The sequence below is a fragment of the Microbacterium sp. CIAB417 genome (assembly GCF_022788845.1).
In genome coordinates this window covers 212,870-239,536 of the sequence record NZ_JAHZUT010000003.1, presented here as the reverse complement: position 1 = coordinate 239,536, position 26,667 = coordinate 212,870, and the positions used below count along the sequence as shown (strand labels likewise).

The following is a 26,667-nucleotide window of genomic DNA, read 5'->3' as shown; positions in this document are numbered from 1 at the left end:
GTCACGCTCAGGCGTTGGCGTCCTGGCGCTTCAGGCGCGATGCGGCGCGGCCGCGCTCGGTCGCGTCGAGCACGACCTTGCGGATACGCACCTTCTCGGGGGTGACCTCGACGCATTCGTCGTCGCGGGCGAACTCGAGCGACTCCTCGAGGGTCAGCACACGCGGCGGCGTCATCGACTCGAAGGAGTCCGAGGTCGACGAACGCATGTTCGTCAGCTTCTTCTCCTTCGTGATGTTGACGTCCATGTCGTCGGCGCGCGAGTTCTCGCCGATGACCATGCCCTCGTAGACCTCTTCGGTCGGCTGCACGAAGAAGCTCATCCGCTCCTGCAGTGCGATCATCGCGAAGGGGGTGACGACACCCTGGCGATCGGCGACGATCGAGCCGTTCTGACGCGTCGTGATGGAGCCGGCCCAGTCGTCGTAGCCGTGGGAGATCGCGTTGGCGATACCGGTGCCGCGCGTGATGGTGAGGAACTCGCTGCGGAAGCCGATGAGTCCGCGCGAGGGCACGACGAACTCCATGCGCACCCAGCCGGTGCCGTGGTTCGTCATGTTGTCCATGCGGCCCTTGCGAGCGGCCATGAGCTGCGTGATCGCGCCGAGGTGCTCCTCGGGGGCGTCGATGGTGAGATGCTCGAACGGCTCCTTGAGCTTGCCGTCCTCGCCGCGCTTGGTGACGACCTGGGGCTTGCCGACGGTGAGCTCGAAGCCCTCGCGGCGCATGTTCTCGACCAGGATCGCCAGCGCCAGCTCGCCGCGTCCCTGCACCTCCCAGGCGTCGGGGCGGCCGATGTCGACGACCTTGAGCGAGACGTTTCCGATGAGCTCCCGGTCGAGACGGTCCTTCACCATGCGAGCGGTGAGCTTGTGACCCTTGACCTTGCCCATGAGCGGCGAGGTGTTCGTGCCGATCGTCATCGAGATCGCCGGGTCGTCGACCGTGATGGCCGGCAGCGGACGGACGTCCTCGGGATCGGCGATGGTCTCACCGATCGTGATGTCTTCGAAGCCGGCGATGGCGACGATGTCGCCGGGACCGGCGGACTCGGCCGGGAAGCGCTCGAGAGCCTTCGTCTTGAGCAGCTCGGTCACGCGCGCGTTCGAGTGCGAACCGTCGTGGCGGACCCAGGCGACGGTCTGACCCTTCTTGAGGGTGCCGTTGAAGACGCGCAGGAGAGCCAGGCGGCCGAGGAACGGGCTGGAGTCGAGGTTGGTGACCCACGCCTGCAGCGGCGCCTCGTCGTCGTAGGACGGCGCCGGCACGTGCTCGAGGATCGCCTCGAACAGCGGCTCGAGGTCTTCGTTGTCGGGAAGCGACCCGTTCTCGGGGCGCGTGCGCGAGGCGGCACCGGCACGGCCGGACGCGTAGACCACGGGGACGTCCAGCAGAGCGTCCACGTCGAGGTCGGGCACGTCGTCCTGCAGGTCGGAGGCCAGACCCAGCAGAAGGTCGTGAGCCTCTTCTTCGACCTCGGCGATGCGCGCATCGGGGCGGTCGGTCTTGTTCACGAGCAGGATGACCGGCAGCTTCGCCTCGAGCGCCTTGCGCAGCACGAAGCGTGTCTGGGGCAGCGGACCCTCGGAGGCGTCGACGAGCAGCACCACGCCGTCGACCATCGACAGGCCGCGCTCGACCTCGCCGCCGAAGTCGGCGTGACCCGGGGTGTCGATCACGTTGATCGTGATCGGGGTGTCGGTGTGGATGCCGTTGTACGTGATCGCCGTGTTCTTGGCGAGGATCGTGATGCCCTTCTCACGTTCCAGATCGTTGGAGTCCATGGCGCGCTCTTCGACGTGCGCGTGTTCACCGAACGAGCCCGTCTGACGGAGCATGGCATCGACGAGAGTCGTCTTGCCGTGGTCGACGTGGGCGACGATCGCGACGTTACGCAGATCGGAGCGGAGGGCGCGCGCCATACAGGTTTCCTTGCAGTGAGGGAGGGTGACCCGGGACTCCGGGCCCTTCAGTCTACCGCAGGCGGCTGCACCGCGGTCAGCCGGCTCCCGCTACCGCCACGGCGATGCCCGCCCAGACCACGAGGGCGGTGAACGAGACGAGTGCCGGGACGTCCCACATCCGCCGGACCGGGGCGGGGACCGCCGTGCGTTCGAGGGCCGATTGCCAGTCGTCGATGATGCGCTCGGCGTCTCGCGAACCGGTTGCGGGACGATCGTCACTCGAGGAGCGGCGTGAGCCGCTGCGGGCGGACACCGGCCCCCCGTAGCAGGTGATCGTGCGCCCCTCGGTCGTCTCGATCACGAGCTGATAGCGCATGCGGATGTCGGCGACAGCGGAGAAAGGGATGCGGGTGATGCGCAGGAAGTTCTGCACGCGCAGGCCGTCGGCGGAGCTGGTCACGCTCGACGCGAAGACGCCGACGTAGATCGCCCACAGCGCGAGCAGGATCCACGGGGCGAGCAGGAGCGCGCTCACGATTCCGGCGCGGATCAGTGCGTCGCCGAGGAGGAAGGCGGCGGCGACCGCCGAGATGATGATCCCGACGGTCGCCGCCGTCGACCGGTAGACGGTGCGGTTCAGTTGCCGCCTCCGAGCGGGATGGTCGCGCCGGGGATGGCATCCAGGAGGCGACGGGTGTACTCCTCGGCGGGGTTGGCGAAGATCTCGTCGACCGTGCCCTGCTCGACGATCCGGCCCTTCTCCATGACCGCGACCATGTCGGCGGCCACGCGCACGACGGCGAGGTCGTGGGTGATGAAGAGGTAGGTCAGCTCGAGCTCGGACTGGAGCTCGGCGAGCAGCTGCAGGATCTGGTCCTGCACCAGCACGTCGAGGGCCGAGACCGCCTCGTCGAGGACGACGATGTCGGGCTTCAGCGCAAGCGCGCGGGCGATGGCCACGCGCTGACGCTGACCGCCGGAGAGCTCGTTCGGATACCGAGTCGCCAGCTCCTGCGGGAGTGAGACCTGGTCGAGGAGCTCCCGCACGCGCTTACGGCGGGAGGCGCTGTCGCCGACCTTGTGGATCTCCATCGGCTCCGCGATCGTGTTGCCGATGTTGCGCAGCGGGTCGAGCGAGCCGTAGGGATCCTGGAACACCGGCTGCATCCGGCGACGCAGCGCGAAGGCCTGCCGGTTCGAGAGCTTCTCGATGTTGGTGCCGTCGATCTCGATCGATCCCGCGGTGGGCTCTTCGAGCTTGAGCACCATCTTCGCGACGGTCGACTTGCCGGAGCCGGATTCGCCGACCAGGGCCAGCGTCTTGCCACGCGGGATCTCGAAGGACACGCCGTCCACCGCGCGGAAGGCTTCGCTGCGGAAGCCACCCTGGCGGATTTTGTACTCCTTGGTCAGCTCCGTCACCCGGATCGCGGGCGTGAGGTCCTGGATGTCCTCGGTCGTCTCGATGCCGCGTCGCTCGGCGACGGCTTGGATGCGCTGCGACGCGAGCGAGGGAGCGGCGGCGACGAGGCGCTGCGTGTACGGGTGGATGGGGTTCTGCAGGATCTCGCGGCTGGGCCCGGACTCGACGATCTCGCCGTTCTGCATGACCACGATCTTCTCCGCACGCTCGGCCGCGAGGCCCAGGTCGTGCGTGATCAGCAGCACCGACGTGCCCTTCTCCCGAGTGAGGGAGGCCATGTGGTCGAGAATCACCCGCTGCACGGTCACATCCAGCGCAGAGGTGGGCTCGTCGGCGATCAGCAGCTTCGGGTCGGCGGCGAGACCGATGCCGATGAGGGCGCGCTGACGCATGCCGCCGGAGAACTGGTGCGGATACTGATGCAGACGCTTGGCCGCATCCGCCAGTCCTGCCTGCTGGAGGACCTCGATCGCGCGCTCGGTGATCTCCTTGCGGCTGGTCGCGATGCCGTTCGCACGGATCGCCTCCTTGACCTGGAAGCCGATCGACCACACCGGGTTGAGGTTCGACATCGGGTCCTGCGGGACATAGCCGATCTCGCGACCGCGCAGACGCTCCAACTGCGTGCGGCTCAGCGTGGTGAGCTCGCGACCGTCCAGGGTGATGCTGCCCTGGGTGACGTGACCCGTGCCCGGGAGCAGGTTCACGACGGCGGAGGCGGTCGTGGACTTGCCCGAGCCGGACTCGCCGACGATGGCGACGGTCTCGCCGGGGAAGACGTCGAGGCTGACGTCGTGCAGGACCTCGCGGCTTCCCGACTGCGTGTCGAAGGCGACGCGGAGGTTGCGGATGCTGAGCAACGGGGTGGCGGCGGTGTCGCTCATCGGCGGGCCCTCGCTCTCGGGTCGAGGGCGTCGCGGATGAGCTCGCCCAGCAGGATGAACGCGAGAACGGTGACCGTCAGCGCGATCGACGGGTAGATGAGCGCCATCGGGGCGACACGCAGCGAGGACTGCGCCCCGCTGATGTCCGCGCCCCACGACATGACGCTCGAGCCGAGTCCGACACCGAGGAACGACAGGGTCGCCTCGGCGACGATCGCCGCAGCAAGGCTGAGGGTGGAGATCACCAGCAGCGGCGCGATGGCGTTGGGCACGACATGCGAGACGAGCACCTGGAACCGGTTCTGTCCCAGCGCCCTCGAGGCAGTCACGAAGTCCGCCTGGCGCACCCTGAGCACCTCGGCGCGAACCACGCGCGCCGTCGAGGCCCAGGCGAAACCGCCGATGGCGAGCGAGAGGGTGAAGACGTTGCGGTAGTCGGCGAACACGCTCATGACGACCACAGCGGCCAGGATGTAGGGGATCGCGAAGAACATGTCGCCCACGCGCGAGAGCAGCGAGTCGAGCCATCCGCCGTAGAAGCCGGCGAGAGCGCCCATGACGAGGCCGATGGTCGAACCGATGATGGTCGAGATCAGACCCACCGACAGCGAGGTGCGCGAGCCCCACACGATGCGTGCGTAGATGTCGCAGCCCTGGAAGGTGAAGCCCAGCGGGTGACCGGCTTGCGGCCCGCCGTTGCTGTTGGAGAGCTGGCAGTTGTCGTTCGGCGGCGTCTGGGTGAAGAGCGTCGGCCAGATGGCCATCAGCAGCACCACGGCGACCACCAGGAGCGAGATCCAGAAGGTGGGACGCTTGCGCAGATCGCGCCAGGCGTCGCGCCAGAGACTGGACGGCTTCTCGTCGACGCGCACGGCGTCGACGGTGATGGCCGTCTCCTTGACCTCTGCGACGAAGTGCGTCGGCAGATCGGAGTTACTTGACATAGCGAATCCTCGGGTCGAGCAGACCGTACAGCAGGTCGATCACCAGGTTGACCAGGACGTAGATGATCACGAAGACCGTCACGAACGAGACGATCGTGGGGCCCTCATGACGCAGCGTCGCCTGGAAGAGCGTGTTGCCGACGCCGGGGACGTTGAAGATCGCCTCGGTGACGGTGGCACCCACCAGCAGGACGCCGAAGTTGGTCGCCGAGTTGGTGATGACGGGGATGAGGGAGTTGCGCAGCACGTGGACAGGAATGACGCGCCGGCGCGGAAGACCCTTGCTGTAGGCGGTGCGCACCCAGTCCTGGTTGAGCGTGTCGATGACCGAGCCGCGCATCAGGCGCATGCTGGTCGCGAACAGGCTGAATCCGAGCACGAGGGCGGGGAGCCACAGATCACCCCAGTCGTTCTGCGACCCGACCGTCGGCTTGAACCAGCCGAGCTGGATCGCGAGGAAGTACTGCGCGACGAAGGCCAGGACGAAGATCGGGATGGCGACGAAGATGAGCGAGATGACCAGCGCGACGTTGTCGAAGATCTTGCCCTTGCGCAGTGCCGAGATCGTGCCGATGAGGATGGCCAGAGAGAACTCGATGGCGATCGCCATGACCGCGAGGCGGCCGGTGACAGGCAGCGTCCGGGCGAGGACGTCGTTGACCGATTGGCCCGAGAACGTGGTGCCGAGATCCCCCTGGAAGATGCCCAGGAGGTAGTAGAAGTACTGGACGATGAACGGCTCGTTCAGGTGGTACTGAGCCTCGAGCGCGTCGATGACGGCCTGGTTCGGCGTCTTGTCGCCGAACAGCGCGAGGATCGGGTTGCCCGGCATCGCGAAGACCAGGAAATAGATGAGCAGGGTGGACCCAATGAACACGGGGATCACCTGCAGGATGCGTCTGAGGATGTAAGCGAGCATCCCTCTCCCTCCGAAAAATGGCCGAGACGATCCTCGCACGGTCGGTGCGCTGATCGGCTCGCCCGTAGAGACCACCACCCCGCGGGTGTGAGCGGGTGGGTGTCTGGACAGGCCGCGAGGCGGTGACGAGATCGTCACCGCCTCGCGGTTGCGATCCTTCGGGCTCAGCCCTTGGTGATCGCGTAGTACAGCGGAACCGAGTTCCAACCGAACTGGACGTTCTGAACCGTGTCAGCGTAGCCGCCGTTCACGTTCGAGTACCAGAGCGGAACGGACGGGAGGTCCTGCAGCAGGATCTCCTGTGCCTTCTGGTAGTCCTCGTTCGCCGCCTCGGGGTCGGTGTTGGAGATGCCGTCCTGCAGGAGCTTGTCGAACTCGGGGTTCGAGTAGTCTCCGTCGTTCGACGACGCGTTGGTCGCGTAGAGCGGGCCCAGGAAGTTGTACAGACCCGGGTAGTCCGCCTGCCAACCGGTGCGGAACCCGGTGGTGATGGTGCGGTTCGTGACCTCGGTGCGCAGCGAGGCGAAGTCGACGAACGGAGCGCCGGACGCGTCGATGCCGAGCGTGTTCTTGATCGAGTTGCTCACGGCGTCGACCCACTCCTGGTGGCCGCCGTCCGAGTTGTACGCGATCTGGAACGTGCCGGACCAGGGCGAGATCTTGTCGGCCTCGGCCCACAGCTCCTTGGCCTTGTCGGCGTTGTACTCGAGCACGTCAGCGCCCTCGAGCGAGTCCGACCAACCGGCGATGACCGGCGAGGTGAAGTCGCTGGCCGGGGTGCGGGTGTCCTGGAAGATCGTCTTGGTGATCTCGGGACGGTTGATCGCCATCGAGATCGCCTGACGACGCAGCTTGCCCTCTTCGCCCGAGAAGTGCTCGAGCTTCTCCGGGATGGTGAAGGACTGGAAGATCGCGGCGGGCTGGTTGACCGCACGCTCGCCCAGGTCCGACTCGTAGGTCGCCAGCGAGGCGGCGGGGATCGCGTCGAGCACGTCGAGGTTGCCCGCGAGGAGGTCGGCGTAGGCCGCATCCTGCGAAGCGTAGAAGACGATGTCGAGGCCACCGTTCTGGGCCTGACGGCCACCGGTGTAGTCCTCGTTCTTGACGAGGTTGATCTCGACGTCGTGCTGCCACGCGCCGTCGCCCGCGAGCTTGTACGGGCCGTTGCCGATCGGGTTCTCACCGAAGGCGGTCGGGTCGTCGAACGCGGCCTGGGGCAGCGGGAAGTACGCCGAGTAGCCCAGGCGCAGTGCGAAGTCGGAGGCCGGCTTGTTGAGCGCGATCGTGAAGGTGAGGTCGTCGACCTTCTTCAGACCCGTCAGCTCGGTGTCCTCGTCGTAACTGAAGCCCTCGATGTCCTCGAAGAAGTACGAGTTCTTCTGGTTGTTGGAGAGCTTGGCGCCGTAGTTCCAGGCGTTGATGAAGCTGTCGGCGTTCACCTCCTCACCGTTGGTGAACTTCTGACCCTCCTTGATCTTCACCGTGAGGTTCTGGGGGTCATCGACCGTGATCGAGTCGGCCATGTCGTTGACCGGGTTGCCGTCGGCGTCGTAGTAGACCAGTCCGGCGAAGATCGAGTCGATGATCTTGCCACCACCGGTCTCGTTCGTGTTCGCCGGGAAGAGCGGGTTTTCCGGCTCGGACCCGTTGGTGCTGACGATGGCGTCGCTCGAGCCGCCGGTCGGCTCGGTCGAGCCGCCGCCGCTCGCGCAGCCGGCCAGGGCGAGAGCCCCGATGCCGGCCAGCGCCACGCTCGCGAGAGCGATCTTGCTGCGCTTCACTGTTCCTCCTGTGAAAGGGATGATGCGGGCACGACGAGCTGTGTGAACATCGAGCCGCGGATACCGAAACATTAAGCACGTCCCCCGGCTTGGTCAAAACGACCGCGCGAATAGTTACACACCCTTAACGAACCCCCGCACGAACCGAGCAGATTGCTCAATCCCGCGAGCGCAGCCAGCCGCGCGGGCCGGGATTACTCCGCCCTCGGTGTCGGCGGGTCGGGTGAGGGTTGCCACATCGCGAACATGGAGAGGATGCGGTCGGCCGACACCTCGGCCGGAGGAGCCTCGAGTGCGCGCGACCACACCGTGAGCTGCGGCACGGCGAACAGCGGCAATGCCCACGCCTCACCGGATACGGCCTCATCCAACTGGGACAGAAGCTGGTCGCGCTGCGTGGCCTCCAGGGTGGAGGAGGCATCGACGACCAGCGCGTCGACCGACTCGTCGCTCCAGCCGTAGACGTTCTGCGTCGCCGCGGTGTGGAACACCGTCGCCGCCGCCACGGTGGCCGCGGGGTCGGGGCTCCACGCGAACAGGGCCGCGTCATAGGCGTCCGGCTGCTCACGGAGGATCCGTTCCCAGTCCGGCGACGACACATCGACGAGGGTGACGCCCGCCCGTGAGGCGGACTGGGACATGAGCGCGAACTCCGCCTCGCGGCGCGCGTCGCCCGCGGGGTACAGCACGCGGACGGTCAGCCCGGCCCCATCCGTCGCTTCCGTGCCCGTACCGCCCGATGTCGACGAGGGCGTCGGGGCGGGCTTCGGCTCCGCGGCCTCGATCATGCCCCACCGCAGCGGCTCGTCGGCGAGCAACGGGTGGATGAGCTCCCCCAGCATCTCTTCGCGCGGAACAGTCACCAGGAACGCGGCGCGCGCACGGTGCGCGCGCTCCGCATCCCCGCCATAGGAGGCAGGGTCGAACGCTCCGCCTCCCGCGGTCTGCAGATCGAGATGGTCGTACGCCTCCCCCGGCGCCACATGGGAGCCGTCTGCTCTGGCCGCCGCGTGGACGAGGTCCTCGTCCGCCGCCGCCGCGGCCAGATCCGCCGCGCCGCCTGTGACGGCCGCGACGCGTTCGGCAGGCTCCGGGATCGCGTGCACCCGCACGCGTTCGATGCGCGCGGCACTCGGACGATCGGCGGCGACGAGATCGATCGTTGCGCCATCATCGGCGATGCGCGCGATGTCATAGGCGCCCGCCGTGACCCGGGCCGCATCCGGGAGGTCGCCGTCGAGGCGGAAGTCCTCACGGAAAGCGCGCGAGACGGGCGCGAGCCAGTCCATATCCCCTGCCTCGACGGCATCCGTGAACGCCATCTTGGCTGCCGCCGCATCCTCGTAGCGCCCCGGGTAGGCGAGCTCGACCAGCACGTGGGCGGCGACCGGCGGCGCGTCGAAGGCGACCTGCCAATCCGCGTAGGGCGTGTCGTAGACCAGGGTCAGGCTACGTCCGCCGTCGCCGATCCGGGGCACCTGGGAGACGAGGTCGAGACCCTGACCGTCGCCGGCGCCCGCGTCCCAGTGCGTCTGGGCCGCGGGCGCCGTGCGGTGCGTCGTGCGCGCAGCCCACACGAGCAGCAGGTCCGCGGCGTCGACCGCTGCGCCGTCGGACCATTTCGCCGAGCCGTCGAGCGTGTAGCGGACGGTGAGCGGGTCGCCGGAGAGCACCCGGACGGTGCCGAAGCGTTCGTTCGCCGAGCGGGTGCCGTCGGCATCCCGCTGCCAGAAGCTGCCCGAGGTCAACGCGGAGAGATCGCGATCGGCGGCGGTGTCCTGCCCCTGCACCAGCGGGTTGAGCGAGGTCACGGGCGCGGCGGTGGCGACGGTCAGCGACGAGCCGGGGCGGACTCGGTTACCGTCGGGCGCGCAGCCGACCACCACGCCCGCCAGCAGAGCGATCACGGCCAGGGTGGTCACGAGCGCGCGACGCCGCATCCGTCCTCCTTCTCCGCGGCGGCAGGGCAGCCCGCCGCGGTCGTGTGCGTAAGCCGCACACACCCTATGCGCGCAATCTGAGCGCTTTCGAAAGCGGGCTCGGTCCGCATCCGCTATGCCAAGCTGAGCGGATGACGACCCTGCCCGCGCGCGAACCGTTCTGGCGCACCGTGAGGGCCTTCGATCCGCCGCGTGCCACAGGGTTCGAGCGTTCGCGCGTGCGGTGGGAGATCTGGCTCGTGCTCGCCGTGACGGTCGGGAAATCCGCGCTGTACTCGGTGCTCTCCTTCATCCGCACGCTGCAGCGCTCGCTGCAGGAGAATCAGGCGATCTCCTCGCAGCAGACGCAGCTGAATCCCGCGCGCGACGCCGAAGCGCTGTGGGACGCGCTCTATCAGCTGCTCGACATCTTCTTCTCGCTGGCGCTCGTCGCCCTCGTCGTCTACCTGCTCTGGGAGCCGGGGATGAACGCGCTCAGGCGGATCGGCCTCGACTTCCGCCGCTTCGGCGGCGACCTCGGACTCGGTGTCGCTCTGATCGCGATCATCGGCATCCCCGGGATCGCCCTCTACGTCGCGGGGCGCCTCGCGGGCATCACGGTCGGCGTCGTCGCCTCGCCGCTGGATGCGGCCTGGTACACCGTGCCGCTGCTGCTGCTCTCCGCCGCGCGCGCAGGCCTCACCGAGGAGGTCATCTTTCTCGGCTACCTCTTCGATCGCCTGCGCCGCCTCGGCTGGGGCTGGTGGTCGATCATCCTCGCCACGGCGGCACTGCGCGGCGCGTACCACGCGTACCAGGGCGTCGGATCCGTCGTCGGCAACTTCGCGATGGGCGTCGTGTTCGGCTGGTGCTACCGGCGCTGGGGCCGGGTGATGCCGCTCGTCATCGCTCACACCCTCATCGATGTGTTCGCCTTCGTGGGCTACCCCCTCGTGGCATCCCTCTGGCCCGGCATCTTCTAGCCGCCTCCCCTCTCCCGTTAGCTCTTTCCCGCGAGACTGTCCCCGTGCCCTCTCCACGCCCGCGGCGCGGACGCGGAGCCTCTGGCACGTGGGCCCATCTCCCACACGAGATCACGGGTAATGACAGTGATCTCGTGCTGAGAATGCAGTCTCGCGGGATCAACGCGCGGTGCGGGCGCCACTGCAGGAGCGGGCGGGTGCATCGGGACCGGCCCTGCACAGCCGGCCCGCATCGGGGTGTCGCGCACGGATGCGGGATCAGCCCCGCGCGGGAGCAGCCGATGCGCGCAGCGTGGGGCGATGACCCAGCCCATTCCCTTGCGCACCGGCGCTCAGCTGCTCCCCTCTCCCGCGCCGTTGCTGCGCGCGCACGACATGCACCGCCCCGACCTCGCGCTGCGCCGCGGTGACATCGTGCGCGTGCACCGCGGGGTGTATGCCCCGGCGCTCGCGTGGAGCGCGCTCACTCCCTGGGATCGCTATCTCACCCGCGTGCACGCCGCGGCGCTTCTGATCCCGGATGCGGTGTTCGCACTCGAGTCGGCGGCGGCGCTGCGCGGCATCCCGCTCGTGGGCGAAGCCGCGGAGGTGCACATCCTCAGGCCGGCGGACGGCACGTCACGGCATGCCGAAGGGGTGCGCGTCCACACGTGCCGGGGCGGCGTCGAGATCACGGATGAAGGCGGCATCCTCACGACCGGGCCTATCGAGACCGCTGTCGCACTGGCGCGGGCGCGTAACCCCGCCCTCGCGCTCAACGTCGCCGACGCCACCCTGCGCGCGCATCCGGACCTGACGACGGAGATCCTCGTGGCGCACAACGAGCTCGCACCCTCGAGCCGTGGCCGTCGGCTCGCGCGGTGGGCACTGCATCGCGCGGATCCGCGCGCCGAGACGACGCTCGAATCGCTCAGCCGGGCCGCCATCGAGTGGCTGGGCTTCGCGACGCCCGAACTACAGTGGCTCGTGCACGGCGGCGGTGTCGCCGCTGACCGCGCCGACTTCGCGTGGCCGGAGGTCGGCGCCGTGGGAGAGGCCGACGGCCTGCTGAAGTACGACGGCCGCTTCGGCGACCCGGTGCGCGCGCTGCAGGACGAGAAGCGGCGGGAGGACCGCATCCGTCGTCGCGTCCACGGCTTCGCGCGGTGGGGATGGGCAGACGTCCGCGAGCCGGAACGCCTCGGCGCGATCCTGGATGCGGCCGGCGTCCGCCGCGAGCGCACGCCCGACGCGCTCGCGCTCCATGCCCTCGCCCGCGCCCTGCGCTCACCGCACCGCGAGACTGCGTCCTCATCACGAGATCACGGGTAAACCCAGTGATCTCGTGCGGGAGATGCAGTCTCGCGGTTCAAGAGGAGGGTGTGGGGCGGCGGGTCAGGCGAAGGCCTCCGGGGGCGGGCAGGCGCACACGAGGTTGCGATCGCCATAGGCGTTGTCGATACGACGCACGGGCGGCCAGTACTTTGTGCGCACGAGAGCCGGAACAGGATAGACCGCCTCCTCGCGCGAGTACGGATGCGTCCACTCGCCGCCGATGACCGACTGCGCGGTGTGCGGTGCATTGACGAGCGGGTTGTCCGCCGCCGGCCAGTGCCCGGCGCCGACCTGCTCCGCTTCGGCGGCGATCCGGATCATCGCCTCGATGAAGCGCTCGATCTCGCCGAGGTCCTCGGACTCCGTGGGCTCCACCATGAGGGTGCCCGCAACGGGGAACGACATCGTCGGGGCGTGGAAGCCGTAGTCGATCAGCCGCTTGGCGACGTCGTCGACCGTGATCCCGGTCCGCTCGCGCAGGGGACGCAGATCCAGGATGCACTCGTGCGCCACCAGCCCCGCCTCGCCGGTGTACAGCACCGGGAAGTGCGCCTTCAGGCGGTGGGCGATGTAGTTCGCCGAGAGCACGGCTGCTCCGGTCGCCTCGCCCAGGCCCGCCGCGCCCATCATCCGCACGTAGGCCCACGAGATGGGAAGGATGGACGCCGAGCCGTACGGCGCGGCCGAGACCGGACCGCCCTCGAACACGAAGCCGCCCGCGTGGTCGGCGCGCTGCGCCAGCGGGTGCGACGGGAGGTAGGGCGCGAGGTGCGCCTTGGCGGCGACGGGGCCCACGCCCGGGCCTCCCCCGCCGTGCGGGATGGCGAACGTCTTGTGCAGGTTGAGGTGCGAGACATCGCCACCGAGGTCGCCGAAGCGGGCGAAACCGAGGAGCGCGTTGAGGTTCGCGCCGTCGATGTACACCTGCCCGCCGGCGTCGTGCACCGCCTGCGTGATGGCGAGCACCTCGTGCTCGTACACGCCGTGCGTGGACGGGTAGGTGATCATGAGAGCGCCCAGCTCGTCCGCGTGCTGGGCGATCTTGGCGTGCAGGTCGTCGAGATCAACGTTTCCCGCCTCGTCGCACGCGACCACCACCACCCGCATCCCGGCGAGCACAGCGGATGCGGCGTTCGTGCCGTGCGCGGACGACGGGATGAGGCACACGGTGCGCTGTGCGTCGTCGTTCGCGAGGTGGTAGCCCCGGATCGCGAGCAGCCCCGCCAGCTCCCCCTGTGAGCCGGCGTTGGGCTGCAGCGAGACCGCGTCGTAGCCGGTGACCTCGGCGAGCCAGGTCTCCAGCTGCTCGATGAGCGCGAGGGTCCCTCGCACATCCGCCTCCGGCGCGAAGGGGTGCACACGCGAGAACTCGGGCCACGAGACCGCGGCCATCTCTGTGGCAGCGTTCAACTTCATGGTGCACGAGCCGAGAGGGATCATCCCGCGATCGAGCGCGTAGTCGCGGTCGGCCAGGGTCTTCAGGTAGCGCATCATCGCCGTCTCCGAGCGGTGCGCGTGGAAGACCGGATGCGTGAGGAACTCGTCGCGGCGGTGGAGATCGGCCGCGACGCCGGCCAGGGGCGCTGTGCCCTCGACGTCGATCGTCGTCTCGTCGGGCAGTCCGAAGGCGGCCGCCACCGCGGCGAGGTCAGCGGGCGTGGTCGTCTCGTCGACCGAGATCCCCACCGTCGCCTCATCCGCGAAGAAGAGCTGGTAGCCCCGGCGCCGTGCGCGCTCGATCACGCGCTCGGCGGTGCCGGGAACGACCACGCGCACCGTGTCGAAGAACGCGTCGTGCACGACGTCGAGCCCGCCGGCGCGCAGCGTCTCGGCGAGCGCCTGTGCCTTGCGGGCCACAGCCGTCGCGATCGCGCGCAGGCCTTCGGGACCGTGGTAGACCGCGTACATCGCCGCCATGACAGCCAGCAGCACCTGGGCGGTGCAGATGTTGGATGTGGCCTTCTCTCGGCGGATGTGCTGCTCGCGCGTCTGCAGCGCGAGGCGGTAGGCGGGGTGTCCCGCCGCATCCTGGGAGACTCCGACGAGGCGTCCGGGAAGCTGACGCTCGAGTCCCGCACGCACGGCGAGGTACCCGGCGTGAGGTCCGCCGAAGCCGAGCGGGACGCCGAAGCGCTGCGTGGTCCCGGCGGCGATGTCGGCACCGAATGAGCCGGGCGAGCGCAGGAGGGTGAGCGCGAGCAGGTCGGCGGCGACCACCACGAGCCCGCCCTGCGCCTGGACGGCCGCGACGAGCTCGGTGGGATCCCACACGCGGCCACTCGCCGCCGGGTACTGCACGAACGCTCCGAACACGGCGTCGGACGCGGTGCCCGGCTCCCAGGTGCGGGTGTCGATCTCGCGGATCCGAATGCCGACCGCGGCGGCGCGGTGGTGCAGCAGCGCCTTGGTCTGCGGGAGGGCGTCCGCGTCGACCAGGAAGACGTCGGACGCGGACTTCGAGGCGCGGCGGGCGACCAGCATCCCTTCGACGACGGCCGTCGCCTCGTCCAGCATCGAGGCGCCCGCGGTCGCCAGGCCCGTGAGGTCGGTCACCATCGTCTGGAAGTTGATGAGCGCCTCGAGTCGGCCCTGCGAGATCTCGGGCTGGTAGGGCGTGTAGGCGGTGTACCAGGACGGGTTCTCGAAGACGTTGCGGGCGATCACGGCGGGCGTGAACGTGTCGTAGTACCCCAGGCCGATCATCGGCCGTGCCGGACGGTTCGCGTCGGCGAGCGCGCGCAGCTCCGCCAGCGCCTCCGCCTCGGTGGCGGCGTCCGGGATGCTGCTCGTGGCCCGCGTGGCCGCATGGATGGATGCGGGGACCGCGGTGCGCACGAGCTCGTCGACGCTCGCGTACCCCAGCGTGTCGAGCATGTGCCGCTGCGCGGCCGCATCCGTGCCGATGTGACGCTCGGTGAACGGAACGCTCACGCGGCGCCCTCGATGAGCGCCTCGTACCCGGCGCGGTCGAGCAGGGGCGCGCTCTCGCCGTCGAGCTCGATGCGCACGAGCCACGCGCCGTACGGGTCGGCGTTCACGAGCGAGGGGTCGGCGTCGACCTCCCCGTTGACCTGGATGACGCGTCCGCTGAGCGGGGCGTAGAGCTCGCCCACCGACTTCGTCGACTCGATCTCGCCGCACACCTGCCCGGCGACGACCGGGGCGTCGATTGCGGGAAGGTCGACGAACACGACGTCGCCGAGCTGTTCGGCGGCGTAGTCCGTGATGCCGAAGGTGGCGACGCCGCCCTCGATGAGCACCCACTCGTGCTCGGCGGTGTAGGACAGCGTGGTCGGATCGACGGTCATTTCTTCCTCCGGTAGAAGGGCGGTTCGGTCACGGTCGCGGGGATTCGCGAGCCGCGTACATCGATGAACAGGTCTGTGCCGATCGGGCTTCGGTCACCGTCGACGTAGGCGAGCGCGATCGGATGTCCGAGGGTGGGGCTGAGCGCACCGCTCGTGATCTCGCCGACCACGGTGCCCTCGGCGTCGAGGACGGCATAGCCCGCACGCCCTGCACGCTTGCCCTCCGAGACAAGGGCGACCAGAACGCGCGCATCGGACGCGGGCTCGGTCGCCCCCTTGCCGATGAAGGCGTCCTTGTCGTCGGCGACCACGCGTGCGAGCCCGGCCTGCGCGGGCCGCACGTCGCGGTTCAGCTCGTGCCCGTACAGCGGCATGCCCGCCTCGAGGCGCAGGGTGTCGCGCGCCGCGAGGCCCGCGGGGACGAGGCCGAAAGGCTCCCCCACCGCCAGGAGGGCGTCCCACAGCTCAGCTGCCGCATCCGGTCGCACGAGAATCTCGACGCCATCCTCCCCCGTGTACCCGGTGCGCAGGATCAGCACCGACTGCCCGGCGAAGTCCGCGGCGCGCACACTGTAGTAGCCGAGGTCGTCGAAGCTCCACGGCGTCGGGGCATCGCCCTGACGACGCGCGGGTTCTGCGAGTTCCAGACCGGGCAACGCCTCGAGCACCGCGATCGCCGCCGGGCCCTGCAGGGCCAGCAGCGCCGAGTCGTCGGACACATCCTCGACCGTGACGTGGACCCCGGCGATGAATCCGAACGATCCGTCCGCGCTCACGGCGGGAGCGGGCGGCGTGAACGATGCGCGCGCGTCGGCGAGCGCCTCCGCCACCGCATCGTGGTTGCCCGCGTTGGCGATGACGATGAACCAGTCGTCGGCCAGGCGGTAGACGATGACGTCGTCGACGATGCCGCCGTCGGGGGCGAGCACGAGAGAGTACTTCGCTTTGCCGAGCCGCATGCCCGAGTGGCGGGCGGCGAGCGCGTAGTCGAGGAAGGCTCCCGCGTGCGCGCCCGTCACGAGGAACTCCGCCATGTGCGAGATGTCGAAGAGCCCTGCGGCCTCGCGCACGGCACGGTGCTCGGCGAGATCGGACCCGTAGCGCACGGGCATGAGCCATCCGCCGAAGTCGGTGAAGGCGGCTCCGGCCGCCTCGTGGCGGTCTCGGAGCGGGGTGGAGCGTGGATCGGTCATGAGTTCTCCCGGGTGGATGCGGGTAGGCGAGGGCCTGAGAACTCCCCCTCTGTCATGGGCCTGAGAGTTTCGAACACGCGGGGCGCGATCTTTCACCGTCGGCGGATCCGCGAGGATCGCTTTTCAGAGTCGCCCGACCGGGGCGGTACGCGTACCTGAGAGATTGGCGGGGAGGCTTGCTCCTTCGGTGCTCGGACAAGATCTCCGAGACTCTCCCGCACCGGTCGTGGGGCCGATATTCACGTTGTCGGGCCAGCATAGCCCGCCGCACCCGCGCGGGCGATCAGGGCACGCAGGCGCCGGAGCCGACGGCATCCGTCAGGGTGGGCGCTGCCTCAACGACCGGGGCGAGCTCGGTCGCGGTCGACGCGTACCCGATCTCGGAGCCGTCGTCGGCGCGCGCGAACACGATGCCCACGGCCTCCCCTGCGGCGTTCAGCACCGGGCCACCCGAGTTACCGGGGCGGACCGTGGCCGCCAGCGCGTAGACGTCGCGCTGATCGCGTCCCTGGTCATAGATGTCGGGCACCGAGACCACCCCGACGGTCTGCACCGTGGCGCTGCCCATCGTGAACGGTCCGCCGTAGGGGTAGCCCTGCACGACGGCGGCGGCGCCGGGGCCGAGATCGGCACCGATCGGCAACGCGGCCGCATCCAGATCGTCCACCGCGATCAGGGCGAGATCCGCCGTGGCATCGACGTACACGACGCGTCCCTCGCGCGCGGCGCGCCCCGGCAGTTCCACCATCGGACGCTCGACGCCCGCGATCACGTGGGCGTTGGTCACGACGCGATCGGGAGCCACCACGAAGCCGCTCCCGGTGAGGTTGCGTCCGCAGGAGTACGCCGTTCCGGCGATGCGCGCCACCGACTGTGCCGCGGTGCTGAGGGCGGAATCGTCGAGGTCCACGGGCGGCGCCACGTCGGTGGGTGCGGTCAGTTCTCCGAACAGCGCACCCAGCTGCGGCAGCCCGTCGTCGAGAACGGCCGAGCGCACCTGCACCAACGCCTCGTCGACGGGCCGCGGCGTGACCGTGTCGATCGTGCGCAGGACGGCGGAGGATGCGAGGGCGGAGGACACGAAGGGGATGCCGAGGGCGGCGACGCTCTGCCCGACCAGCGAGAGCACGAGGGCCGCGACGACCGTCATGGCCCCGGCTCCCAGCACCCGATCGATTCCTCGCAGGCGGATGCGCGTCGCTCCCCGGCGCAGCGCCCGACCGAGGGCTCCGCCGAGCGAGGCACCCAGCACGAGCAGCCCCACCGCAACGGCCAGCGCCGCCCAGCCGCGCCAGGCGGGATCGGGGACCCAGCGGGACACCACCGGCACGAGCCACCACGCGGCGACCGCCCCGACCACGAGTCCGGCGATCGTCCCGACGCTCGCCAGCAGGCCCCGCCGCCATCCCTGGATCAGCACGATCACCAGCACCACGACCAGCAGGATGTCGATCACGATCGGCGGCATGCGGTCAGCGTAGGCGGCCGCGCTGACAGGGCGCCGCGAGACGCCTGAGCCGGCGACGGATTTTGCTTCTGGTCGCGATGACACTAAGATCGTCTCGAGTTAAGGTCACCATGACACGAACTAACCCCTCTCCTGACACCGCCGACGCCGAGTCCACCGAGACGCGCGTGGCGGTCTCGACTGTGATCTTCAGCCTGCGGCGTGACGGCGACGAGGATCCGCGGCTCGTCCTCCCCCTCGTCAAACGCACCCGCGATCCGTACGAGGGGCTGTGGGCCTTGCCCGGCGGCTGGCTGGACGCCTCGGAGAACCTCGATGAGGCGGCCTCGCGCACGCTCGCCGAGACGACCGGTCTCAGCGCGAGCTACCTCGAGCAGCTCTACGCGTTCGGCGACATCGGCCGCTCGCCCAGCCGCGTCGTCTCGATCGTGTACTGGGCGCTGCTGCGCTCCGACGAGGTCGATGCGCAGAGCGCCGCGCACGCCGCGGCGGGAGACGCGCCCGAGAACGTCGACTGGTTCACGGCGACCGATCTTCCGGGCCTCGCCTTCGACCACAACGCGATCGTCGATTACGCCCTGTGGCGACTGCGCAACAAGGTCGGCTACAGCCGCATCGCCCATGGCCTGCTTCCGGACGCCTTCACGCTCGCGGACCTGCGAGAGGTCAACGAGGCGATCCTGGACCGCAAGCTCGACCCGGCCAACTTCCGCCGGCAGGTCGAGAACAGCAACACCCTGATCCCCACCGAGTCGTTCCGCACCGGGAGTCACCGGCCGGCACGGCTGTACCGCTACAACCAGGACGTCGAGCTGGCCGATCGCGGCCCCCTCGGCCGCCCGCGAAGTCACGAATCGAGCACGACATGAGCACGACGCTGACCATCCAGCCGCGTCCCATCGATCCGTCCGTCGATCACGAGATCCAGGCGATCGTCTCGGGCGCCGGGTCGGGGTCCACCTGCAACACCGACCTCGCGGCGGGCCCGTGGGACTTCGATACGCGTCCCGGATACGGGCCGGGCGCCTCGATGGGCGATGTGATCCCCACCGGTTCCCCGCGCCAGGGCATGCTCCCTCAGGCCTACCGCGACGCGAGCGACGACGAGCTCGACGCCCGCATCCGCCGCGCGAAGGAGACCCTGGGCGACCGCGTGGTCGTGCTCGGGCACTTCTACCAGCGCGAGGAGGTCGTGCGTCACGCCGACTACGTGGGCGACTCGTTCCAGCTCGCCAACGCCGCGCTCGAGCACCCGGATGCCGAGGCGATCGTCTTCTGCGGCGTGCACTTCATGGCCGAGACCGCCGACCTCCTCTCGCAGCCCGATCAGGCCGTCATCCTGCCGAACCTCGCCGCCGGATGTTCCATGGCCGACATGGCCGACATCGACCAGGTCGAGGAATGCTGGGAGCAGCTGGAGGAGCTCTACGGCGACATGGACACCCCCGACGCCGATGGCCTCGTGCCGGTCGTGCCGGTGACCTACATGAACTCGTCCGCGGCGATCAAGGGCTTCGTCGGACGCCACGGCGGCATCGTCTGCACTTCCTCGAACGCGCGCACGGTGCTCGAGTGGGCGTTCGCGCGGGGCCGTCGGGTGCTGTTCTTCCCCGACCAGCACCTCGGGCGCAACACCGCGAAGGCCATGGGCGTGCCGCTCGAGCAGATGCCGATGTGGAACCCGACGAAGCCGCTCGGCGGCAGCGACGAGCAGACGCTCGCCGACGCCCGCGTTATCCTCTGGCACGGCTTCTGCTCGGTGCACCGCCGGTTCACGGTCGACCAGATCGACAAGGCGCGCGCCGAGCACCCCGGTGTCCGGGTGATCGTGCACCCGGAGTGCCCGATGGTCGTCGTGGACGCCGCCGACGAGGCGGGCTCCACCGACTACATCCGCAAGGCGATCGCCGCGGCCACCGAGCCCACGACCTTCGCGATCGGCACCGAGATCAACCTGGTGCAGCGCCTCGCCGCGCAGTACCCGCAGCACGAGATCTTCTGCCTCGACCCCGTGGTCTGCCCGTGCTCGACGATGTACCGCATCCACCCCGGCTACCTCGCCTGGGTGCTGGAGGGCCTCGTCGCGGGTGAGACGCTCAACCGCATCACCGTGCCCGCCTCCGTCGCCGACCCGGCGCGTGTCGCCCTCGAGCGGATGCTGGCGGCCAAGCCCTCGGGCAGCGCGGCATGAGAGCGGTCGTCGTCGGCAGCGGCATCGCCGGGCTCACGGCGGCGCTCGCGGCGGCCGAGGGCGGGGCCGAGGTCACGCTCGTGACGAAGGCGGCGGCGGATGCGGGCAGCACCGCGCACGCGCAGGGAGGGATCGCCGCCGTCACCGCAACCAGCGACTCCCCCGACGCCCACTTCGACGACACCCTGACCGCCGGCGCGGGTCTCAACGACCCCGCGGCGGTGCGGGTGCTCGTCGATGCCGGTGGCGAGACGATCCGCGCACTGGTGGCGGCGGGCGTCCCGTTCGACCGCGACGACGCGGGTGAGCTGCGCCGAGGGCTGGAGGCCGCGCACTCGGCTCCCCGCGTGCTGCACGCGGGCGGCGATGCGACGGGCGCGGCCATCGAAGCCGCACTGCTCGCCCGCCTCGCCGACAGTGACGTGATCGTCCGTGAGCACACGTTCCTCGCCGATCTCGTCGCGCGGGAGGGACGGGTGACGGGCGTCGACGTCGTCGACGCGTCGGGGCGCCGCGAGCGGATCGACGCGGACGCCGTCGTCCTGGCTACCGGCGGCGCGGGCCAGCTCTACGCCCACACCACGAACCCCTCGGTCGCGACCGGCGACGGCATCGCCGCCGCGATCCGTGCGGGCGCCGCGGTCGCCGACCTGGAGTTCGTGCAGTTCCACCCCACGGCGTTCGACGGCGAGGACCCGTTCCTCGTCTCCGAGGCCGTCCGGGGCGAGGGCGCAGTGCTGCGGGACGCGTCCGGGAGACGCTTCGCCTTCGACGCGCACCCCGACGGCGAGCTCGCTCCCCGCGACGTCGTGGCGCGCGCGATCGCCCGGCAGTCCGCCGTCCAGCCCGGCATCCCCGTCGTGCTGGATGCGACGGGCCTCGGCGGCGCCGAGGCTCTCGCCGCCCGCTTCCCCACGATCGACCGTGCGCTGCGTGCGCGCGGCATCGACTGGTCGACCGCCCCCGTGCCGGTCACCCCCGCCGCCCACTACCTGATGGGCGGGGTCCTCACCGATCTCGACGGACGCACCAGCGTCCCCGGCCTGTTCGCGGTCGGCGAGACGGCGCGCACCGGCGTGCACGGTGCGAACCGCCTGGCCTCCAACTCCCTGCTGGAGGGAGCCGTCTTCGGGGCGCGCGCGGCGGCGGCGCTGCTCTCCGAACCGGCGCGAGCGGCCACGTTCCCGGTCTCCGTGCGTTCCACGCCTGCCGCACCCGCGAGCGATGCACCCGCGTTCAGCCGGACGCGACTGCAGCAGTTGCTCTGGGATCACGCGGGGCTGGAGCGCGACGAGGCGGGCCTGGCGCACGCCGCATCCGTCATCGCGGCCTGGCGCCGCGCCGCGCCCGTCGCGCAGAGCGTGCCCGAGCAGAGCATCGCCGCGCAGGAGGACGCCAACCTGCTACTGGTCGCCGAGCATCTCGTGGCTGCCGCCCGGCGGCGCACGGTCTCGGTCGGTGCCCACTTCCGTCGCGACGGCGCACCGGTCGCCGCCGCCATCGCCCAGGAGGCCGAGGCATGCTGACATCCGCCACCATCGACCGGGTCGTCGCCGCGGCCCTCGAGGAGGACGCCCCCTGGGGCGATGTGACGAGCGAGACGCTGATCCCCGCGGATGCGGTCGCCACCGCATCCCTCGCCGCCCGCGAAGCCGGCGTGTTCTCGGGCGGCGCGGTGTTCGCCGCCGCCTTCCGGCTGGTCGATCCCAGAACGCGGGTCGAGCTGCTCCTCGCCGACGGTGAGGAGTTCGAGGCCGGCGCGGCGCTGGCCACTGTCACGGGCCCGGCGCGTTCCGTGCTAACAGCGGAACGCGTGGGGCTCAACTTCGTCCAGCGGATGTCGGGCATCGCGACGCTCACGGCGGCGTACGTCGCCGAGGTCGCACACACCGGTGCGCGGATCGCCGACACGCGCAAGACCACGCCGGGGCTTCGCGCGTTCGAACGCCACGCGGTCGTCAGCGGCGGCGGCCACAACCACCGCTTCAGCCTGTCGGACGCGGTCATGGCCAAGGACAACCACCTCGCCGTGCTGGCCGCCTCCGGCGTCCCCGTCACGCAGGCGCTGCAGGAGGCACTGGCACGCCTCCCGCACACGACACACGTCGAGGTCGAGGTCGACCGTCTGGACCAGATCGACGACGTCCTCGCCGCGGGCGTGGGCACCATCATGCTCGACAACTTCTCGATCGACGACCTCCGGCGAGGTGTCGAGCACATCGCCGGTCGCGCGATCGTGGACGCCTCCGGCGGCGTCACGCTCACCACCGTGCGCCAGATCGCGGAGACGGGCGTCGACGTGATCTCCGTCGGTGCGCTGACGCACGCGGCCCGCGGGCTCGACCTCGGCCTCGACATCGACCTGCGTCTGGCCGACCCGGTGTGAGCGGCCCGATGTACCTCGACAACGCCGCGACGACGCCCGTGCGTCCCGAGGTGCTCGAGGCGATGATGCCGTTCTGGCGCGGCACGTTCGGCAACCCGTCCAGCCACCACGAGGTCGGCGAGCAGGCGGCGTCCGCCCTCGCCGACGCGCGGGCGCGCGTGGCAGCGGTGCTGGGCGTGCGCACGGGCGACGTGGTCTTCACCTCCGGCGGCACGGAGGGCAACAACCTCGCCGTCAAGGGGATCGCTCTGGGCGCCATGCTCGCCCGAGGCCGTCGCCACGTCGTGACGACGGCTGTCGAGCACGAGTCGATCCTCGAATCGGTCGCCGCCCTCGAACGCCTCCACGGTTTCGAGGCGACGGTCCTGGAGGTCGACGACGCCGGCCGGGTGTCTCCGGATGCGGTCGCCGCAGCGCTCCGGGGGGAGACCGCGCTCGTCACCCTCGGCTACGCGAACAACGAGACCGGCACCGTGCAGGATGTGAAGGCCATCGCCGCCGTCACGACCGCGGCCCGGGTGCCGTTGCACCTCGATGCGGTGCAGGCGGCGGGCTGGCTGGCGCTCTCCGGCACGGGGGCCGACGCGATCACCGTCGCCGGCCACAAGCTCGGCGCCCCGAAGGGCATCGGTGCCGCGGCGATCCGCGGCCGCATCCCGGTCGAGCCGATCCTCCACGGCGGCGGACAGGAACGCGGCAGACGCAGCGGCACCGAGGACGTCGCCGGCGCGGTGGGGCTGGCGAGAGCGCTCGAGCTCGCCGAGGCGGAACGCGCCGCATCCGCCGCCCGCGTCGGTGCCGCACGCGACGCGTTCGTCGCGCGCGTGCTCGCCGCGGTTCCGTCGGCTGCGCTGACGGGACACCCCACCGAGCGCCTCCCCGCGACGGCGAGCTTCACGTTCGCGGGCACCAGCGGCGAAGCGGTGCTGCTGGAGCTCGAACGGCGCGGCATCGTCTCCTCCAGCGGATCGGCGTGCGCCGCCGGCAGCGATGAGCCCTCGCACGTGCTCGTGGCGATGGGCATCACGCCGGAGGTGGCGCAGACCGCCGTGCGCTTCACCTTCCCCCACGATCTGACGGTCGATCTCGGCCCCGTCGCCGAGGCGGTCGCCGCATCGGTGGCGGCGGTACGATCGGCGACGTGAGTCAGCGCCCCCTCGTCACGGTCGTCGTCCCCGGCTACCAGGTCGAGCCGTGGGCGCAGGCGGCCCTCGATTCTCTGCGCGCGCAGACGCTTCCCGACTGGACGGCGGTGCTCGTCGACGACGCGTCCTCCGATCGCACCGGCGATCTGTTCGAGGCGGCCGCCGCATCCGATCCGCGCTTCCGCGTGCGCCGCCTGTCGCAGCGCGGCGGCCTCGGCGCGGCGCGCAACATCGCGCTGCACGAGGTCGACACTCCGTACCTCGGATTCCTCGACGCTGACGACGTCATGCTGCCCGCCACTCTCGAGCGCTTCGTCACCACCCTGGATCAGAGCGGGAGCGATTTCGCAGTGGGCGCGTATGTGCGCCTGCGTCCGGACGGGTCGGGCGGCTACGCGGCCGGCGACGTGCAGCCGTGGGTGAGCCGCGCGACGGCACCCGCGCGGACGGCGACGACCCTCGAGGAGCACCCCGAGGTGACGGCGAACGTCGTCGCGTGGTCGAAGCTGAGCCGCACCGAGTTCTGGCAGCGCACCGGCCTGCGATTCCCCGAGGGACGGCTGTACGAGGACCAAGTCGTCGCCCAGCAGATGTATGCGAGGGCGCGCCGGTTCGACGTGTTGCCGGAGGTGGTCGTGCACTGGCGGGAGCGCGCCGACGGCTCCTCCATCACGCAGCACGAGGAACGGCTGGATGTGCTGCGCGACTGTCTCGACGCGATGAGCGAGGGGATGCGGGTGCTCGATGGCACCGGGCACACGGCCGCGGCACGGGCCCGCGCGGGGCAGCTGCTGCGCATGGACATCCCGCGGCTCGCACGTGTGGCGGCGGCGCACCCCGACGACGAGTACCGCCGGCTGGTCGGCGCGTTCGCCCGATCGGTCGCCGAGCGACAGGATGCGGCGGCCGTCGCCCTCCCGGAGGATGCGCAGCCGCTGATCTCCGCCGCCCTGCTCTGGTGAGCCCCGCTCAGACGGTGAGCTGCTCGGCGGCGAGCGTGGCGTAGAGCCCCTGCGCCGCCACGAGCTCGGCGTGCGTGCCGCGCTCGACGATGCGGCCGTCGTCGACGACGAGGATCACGTCGGCGGCGACCACGGTCGACAGCCGGTGCGCCACGGTGATCGTGGTGCGGCCACGGGCCGCCGTGTCCAGCGCCTGCTGTACGACGCGCTCGCTGCGCGTATCGAGCGCCGAGGTGGCCTCGTCGAGGAGGAGCACGGGCGGGTCCTTCAACAGCACGCGCGCGATCGCGATGCGCTGCTTCTCCCCGCCGGAGAGCCGGTAGCCGCGCTCGCCCACGACGGTGTCGTAGCCCTTCTCGAAGCCGGTGATGACGTGGTGCACGTTGGCGGCCTCGCAGGCGGCGGCGAGCTCCTCGTCGGTCGCGTCGGGCTTCGCGTACCGCAGGTTCTCGGCGATCGTCGCGTGGAACAGGTACGTCTCCTGCGAGACGATCCCGATGCGGTCGATGATGGATGCGGCAGTCAGCGAGCGCACATCGGCGCCCGCGAACAGCACCGCGCCCCCGTCCACGTCGTAGAAGCGCGGGATGAGCGAGAGCACGGTGGACTTCCCCGCGCCGCTCGGCCCGACCAGCGCGACGTGCTGCCCGGGTTCGGCGACGAAGGACACCTCGTCCAACAGCGGGCGTGAGGAAGCGGCCGACTCCGGGTATCGGAAGGTGACGTCGCGCAGTTCGACGCGCCCGACCGGGCCCGGCGCATCGGACACGTCGATCGCATCGGGTGCGTCACGGACGGCGGGTCGCAGGTCGAGGTACTCGAAGATGCGGGCGAACACGGCAGCGGAGGTCTGCACGTCGAGGGCCACGCGCATCAGGCCCATGAGCGGCTGCAGCAGGCGCGCCTGCACGGTCGTGAACGCCACGATCGTGCCGGCCGAGATCCCGGCGTCCGCGCCGCCCGACATGAACAGGCCCGCCACCAGATAGATCACGGCAGGAACGCTCGCCATGATGACGCCCACGAGCGCGAAGAAGCCCTGGCCGCTCATGGCCTGACGCACCTGCAGCCGGATCTGGATGCGGTTCTGCGCGCCGTAGCGCTCCGACTCGCTGCCCTGCCGGTTGAACGACTTCGCCAGCAGGATGCCCGACACGCTCAGGCTCTCCTGCGTGATGGCCGACAGCTCGGAGAGGGACTCCTGCGTCTGTCCCGCGATGCGGGCGCGCACCTGTCCGACGCGACGCTGGATCAGTGCCAGGATCGGCATCAGGAAGACGGCGATGAGGGTCAGCCGCACATCGATCAGCACCATGGCGACGAGCGAGGCGACGACGGTGACCGTGTTGCCCAGCACGCTCGTCACGGTGTTGGTCAGAACGCCCGACACGGCGCCCACGTCGTTCTGCAGCCGCGACTGGATCACCCCGGTCTTGGTGCGCGTGAAGAAGCCGAGTTCCATGGACTGCAGGTGATCGAACAGGCGCACGCGCAGATCGCCCGTGACGTTGTTGCCGACCGTCGAGGTGAACCAGGTCTGCGCGACCTGAAGGCCCCCCGAGGCGAGGAAGAGCGCCACCATGATCGCCACCAGGCGCACGAGAAGCCCCATGTCCACCCCCGACCCGTCGGCGGGGAAGAGCGCGTCGTCGAAGACCCGCTCGACGATGAGCGCCGGCACGACCGCGACGGCGGCACCGGCGACGACGAGCAGGGCCGTGATGGTCAGGCGCGCACGGTACGGGCGAAACAGCGCGGCGATCCGGCGTCCGAGGTGAGGGATGCGGGGAGCCTCGGCGTTGCGCAGGCGCTGGGCGGCCGCATCCACTCCGCGAAACCCCGGCGGATGCGACGGGCCGGCCATACTCATGCGCTCAGCCTAGATCTCCCCCGCGTGCCCGGATCCGACCCGGTAGTCTTGTCCGACGCGCATCGGTGCCGGTC

At 70.2% G+C, this 26,667-nt stretch carries 20 protein-coding genes and 1 riboswitch; of the genes, 8 read left to right on the top strand and 12 right to left on the bottom strand.

The annotated features are described in order from the left end of the window. Positions 1–7 precede the first annotated feature (7 nt). The 7 genes from typA to KYX17_RS13395 form a co-directional block, all read right to left on the bottom strand. The gene (gene typA, locus KYX17_RS13425) at positions 8–1,921 is read right to left on the bottom strand and encodes a translational GTPase TypA (protein ID WP_243227493.1); all 1,914 of its coding nucleotides are present in this window, start codon (positions 1,919–1,921) and stop codon (positions 8–10) included. 76 nt (positions 1,922–1,997) lie between these two features. After that, positions 1,998–2,438 carry a PH domain-containing protein gene (locus KYX17_RS13420; RefSeq protein ID WP_243227492.1) on the bottom strand — a complete coding sequence of 147 codons (441 nt, stop codon included), beginning with the start codon at positions 2,436–2,438 and terminating at the stop codon, positions 1,998–2,000. Positions 2,439–2,539: 101 nt separating this feature from the next. Further along, on the bottom strand, positions 2,540–4,210 hold the full coding sequence (locus tag KYX17_RS13415; protein WP_243227491.1) for an ABC transporter ATP-binding protein: 1,671 nt from the start codon (positions 4,208–4,210) through the stop codon (positions 2,540–2,542). Beyond that, positions 4,207–5,154, bottom strand: coding sequence for an ABC transporter permease (locus tag KYX17_RS13410; RefSeq protein ID WP_243227490.1), 948 nt, complete (start codon positions 5,152–5,154; stop codon positions 4,207–4,209). Before KYX17_RS13410 ends, KYX17_RS13415 begins: the two co-directional genes overlap by 4 nt. Then, positions 5,144–6,073 carry an ABC transporter permease gene (locus tag KYX17_RS13405; RefSeq protein WP_243227489.1) on the bottom strand — a complete coding sequence of 310 codons (930 nt, stop codon included), beginning with the start codon at positions 6,071–6,073 and terminating at the stop codon, positions 5,144–5,146. Before KYX17_RS13405 ends, KYX17_RS13410 begins: the two co-directional genes overlap by 11 nt. A 164-nt stretch (positions 6,074–6,237) precedes the next feature. After that, entirely contained in the window at positions 6,238–7,854 is a 1,617-nt protein-coding gene (locus KYX17_RS13400; protein WP_243227488.1) for an ABC transporter substrate-binding protein, read from the bottom strand. A gap of 194 nt (positions 7,855–8,048) precedes the next feature. After that, positions 8,049–9,794, bottom strand: a complete 1,746-nt coding sequence (locus KYX17_RS13395) for an ABC transporter substrate-binding protein (protein WP_243227487.1) — start codon at positions 9,792–9,794, stop codon at positions 8,049–8,051. 131 nt (positions 9,795–9,925) lie between these two features. On the opposite strand from KYX17_RS13395, the gene KYX17_RS13390 reads away from it, so the two are divergent. Together KYX17_RS13390 and KYX17_RS13385 are read left to right on the top strand one after the other, a co-directional pair. After that, entirely contained in the window at positions 9,926–10,756 is an 831-nt protein-coding gene (locus KYX17_RS13390; RefSeq protein ID WP_243227486.1) for a CPBP family intramembrane glutamic endopeptidase, read from the top strand. Between the two features lie 300 nt (positions 10,757–11,056). Then, positions 11,057–12,067 carry a hypothetical protein gene (locus tag KYX17_RS13385; protein ID WP_243227485.1) on the top strand — a complete coding sequence of 337 codons (1,011 nt, stop codon included), beginning with the start codon at positions 11,057–11,059 and terminating at the stop codon, positions 12,065–12,067. Positions 12,068–12,130: 63 nt separating this feature from the next. On the opposite strand, the gene gcvP is transcribed toward KYX17_RS13385, so the two are convergent. The 4 genes from gcvP to KYX17_RS13365 all read right to left on the bottom strand — a co-directional run bounded on the left by gcvP (position 12,131) and on the right by KYX17_RS13365 (position 18,039). Beyond that, a complete protein-coding gene (gene gcvP, locus KYX17_RS13380; RefSeq protein ID WP_243228186.1) occupies positions 12,131–14,944 on the bottom strand; it encodes an aminomethyl-transferring glycine dehydrogenase in 2,814 nt (937 codons plus the stop codon). A 53-nt stretch (positions 14,945–14,997) separates the two neighbouring features. After that, a complete protein-coding gene (gene gcvH / locus KYX17_RS13375) occupies positions 14,998–15,378 on the bottom strand; it encodes a glycine cleavage system protein GcvH (RefSeq protein ID WP_243227484.1) in 381 nt (126 codons plus the stop codon). Beyond that, the gene (locus KYX17_RS13370) at positions 15,375–16,571 is read right to left on the bottom strand and encodes a glycine cleavage system aminomethyltransferase GcvT (protein WP_243227483.1); all 1,197 of its coding nucleotides are present in this window, start codon (positions 16,569–16,571) and stop codon (positions 15,375–15,377) included. The genes gcvH and KYX17_RS13370 overlap by 4 nt, the downstream gene beginning before the upstream one ends. Positions 16,572–16,704: 133 nt before the next feature. Next, a riboswitch (glycine riboswitch) is annotated at positions 16,705–16,799 on the bottom strand. Between the two features lie 55 nt (positions 16,800–16,854). Next, a complete protein-coding gene (locus KYX17_RS13365; protein ID WP_243227482.1) occupies positions 16,855–18,039 on the bottom strand; it encodes a MarP family serine protease in 1,185 nt (394 codons plus the stop codon). Between the two features lie 110 nt (positions 18,040–18,149). Between KYX17_RS13365 and KYX17_RS13360 the strand changes: the two genes are divergently transcribed. The 6 genes from KYX17_RS13360 to KYX17_RS13335 are packed head-to-tail and all read left to right on the top strand — an operon-like array spanning position 18,150 to position 24,723. Next, on the top strand, positions 18,150–18,908 hold the full coding sequence (locus KYX17_RS13360) for an NUDIX domain-containing protein (protein ID WP_243227481.1): 759 nt from the start codon (positions 18,150–18,152) through the stop codon (positions 18,906–18,908). Then, entirely contained in the window at positions 18,905–20,230 is a 1,326-nt protein-coding gene (gene nadA / locus KYX17_RS13355; RefSeq protein WP_243227480.1) for a quinolinate synthase NadA, read from the top strand. The genes KYX17_RS13360 and nadA overlap by 4 nt, the downstream gene beginning before the upstream one ends. After that, positions 20,227–21,756 carry an L-aspartate oxidase gene (nadB, locus tag KYX17_RS13350; RefSeq protein WP_243227479.1) on the top strand — a complete coding sequence of 510 codons (1,530 nt, stop codon included), beginning with the start codon at positions 20,227–20,229 and terminating at the stop codon, positions 21,754–21,756. Before nadA ends, nadB begins: the two co-directional genes overlap by 4 nt. Next, complete coding sequence (gene nadC / locus KYX17_RS13345; RefSeq protein WP_243227478.1) at positions 21,750–22,616, top strand: carboxylating nicotinate-nucleotide diphosphorylase; 867 nt, start codon at positions 21,750–21,752, stop codon at positions 22,614–22,616. The genes nadB and nadC overlap by 7 nt, the downstream gene beginning before the upstream one ends. A gap of 8 nt (positions 22,617–22,624) precedes the next feature. Beyond that, positions 22,625–23,761 carry a cysteine desulfurase family protein gene (locus KYX17_RS13340; RefSeq protein ID WP_243227477.1) on the top strand — a complete coding sequence of 379 codons (1,137 nt, stop codon included), beginning with the start codon at positions 22,625–22,627 and terminating at the stop codon, positions 23,759–23,761. Then, on the top strand, positions 23,758–24,723 hold the full coding sequence (locus KYX17_RS13335) for a glycosyltransferase family 2 protein (protein WP_243227476.1): 966 nt from the start codon (positions 23,758–23,760) through the stop codon (positions 24,721–24,723). The genes KYX17_RS13340 and KYX17_RS13335 overlap by 4 nt, the downstream gene beginning before the upstream one ends. A gap of 7 nt (positions 24,724–24,730) precedes the next feature. Here KYX17_RS13335 and KYX17_RS13330 read toward each other — a convergent pair whose 3' ends face one another. Beyond that, positions 24,731–26,593: an ABC transporter ATP-binding protein gene (locus KYX17_RS13330; RefSeq protein ID WP_243227475.1), complete on the bottom strand. Its 1,863-nt coding sequence runs from the start codon at positions 26,591–26,593 to the stop codon at positions 24,731–24,733. Positions 26,594–26,667: the final 74 nt, after the last annotated feature.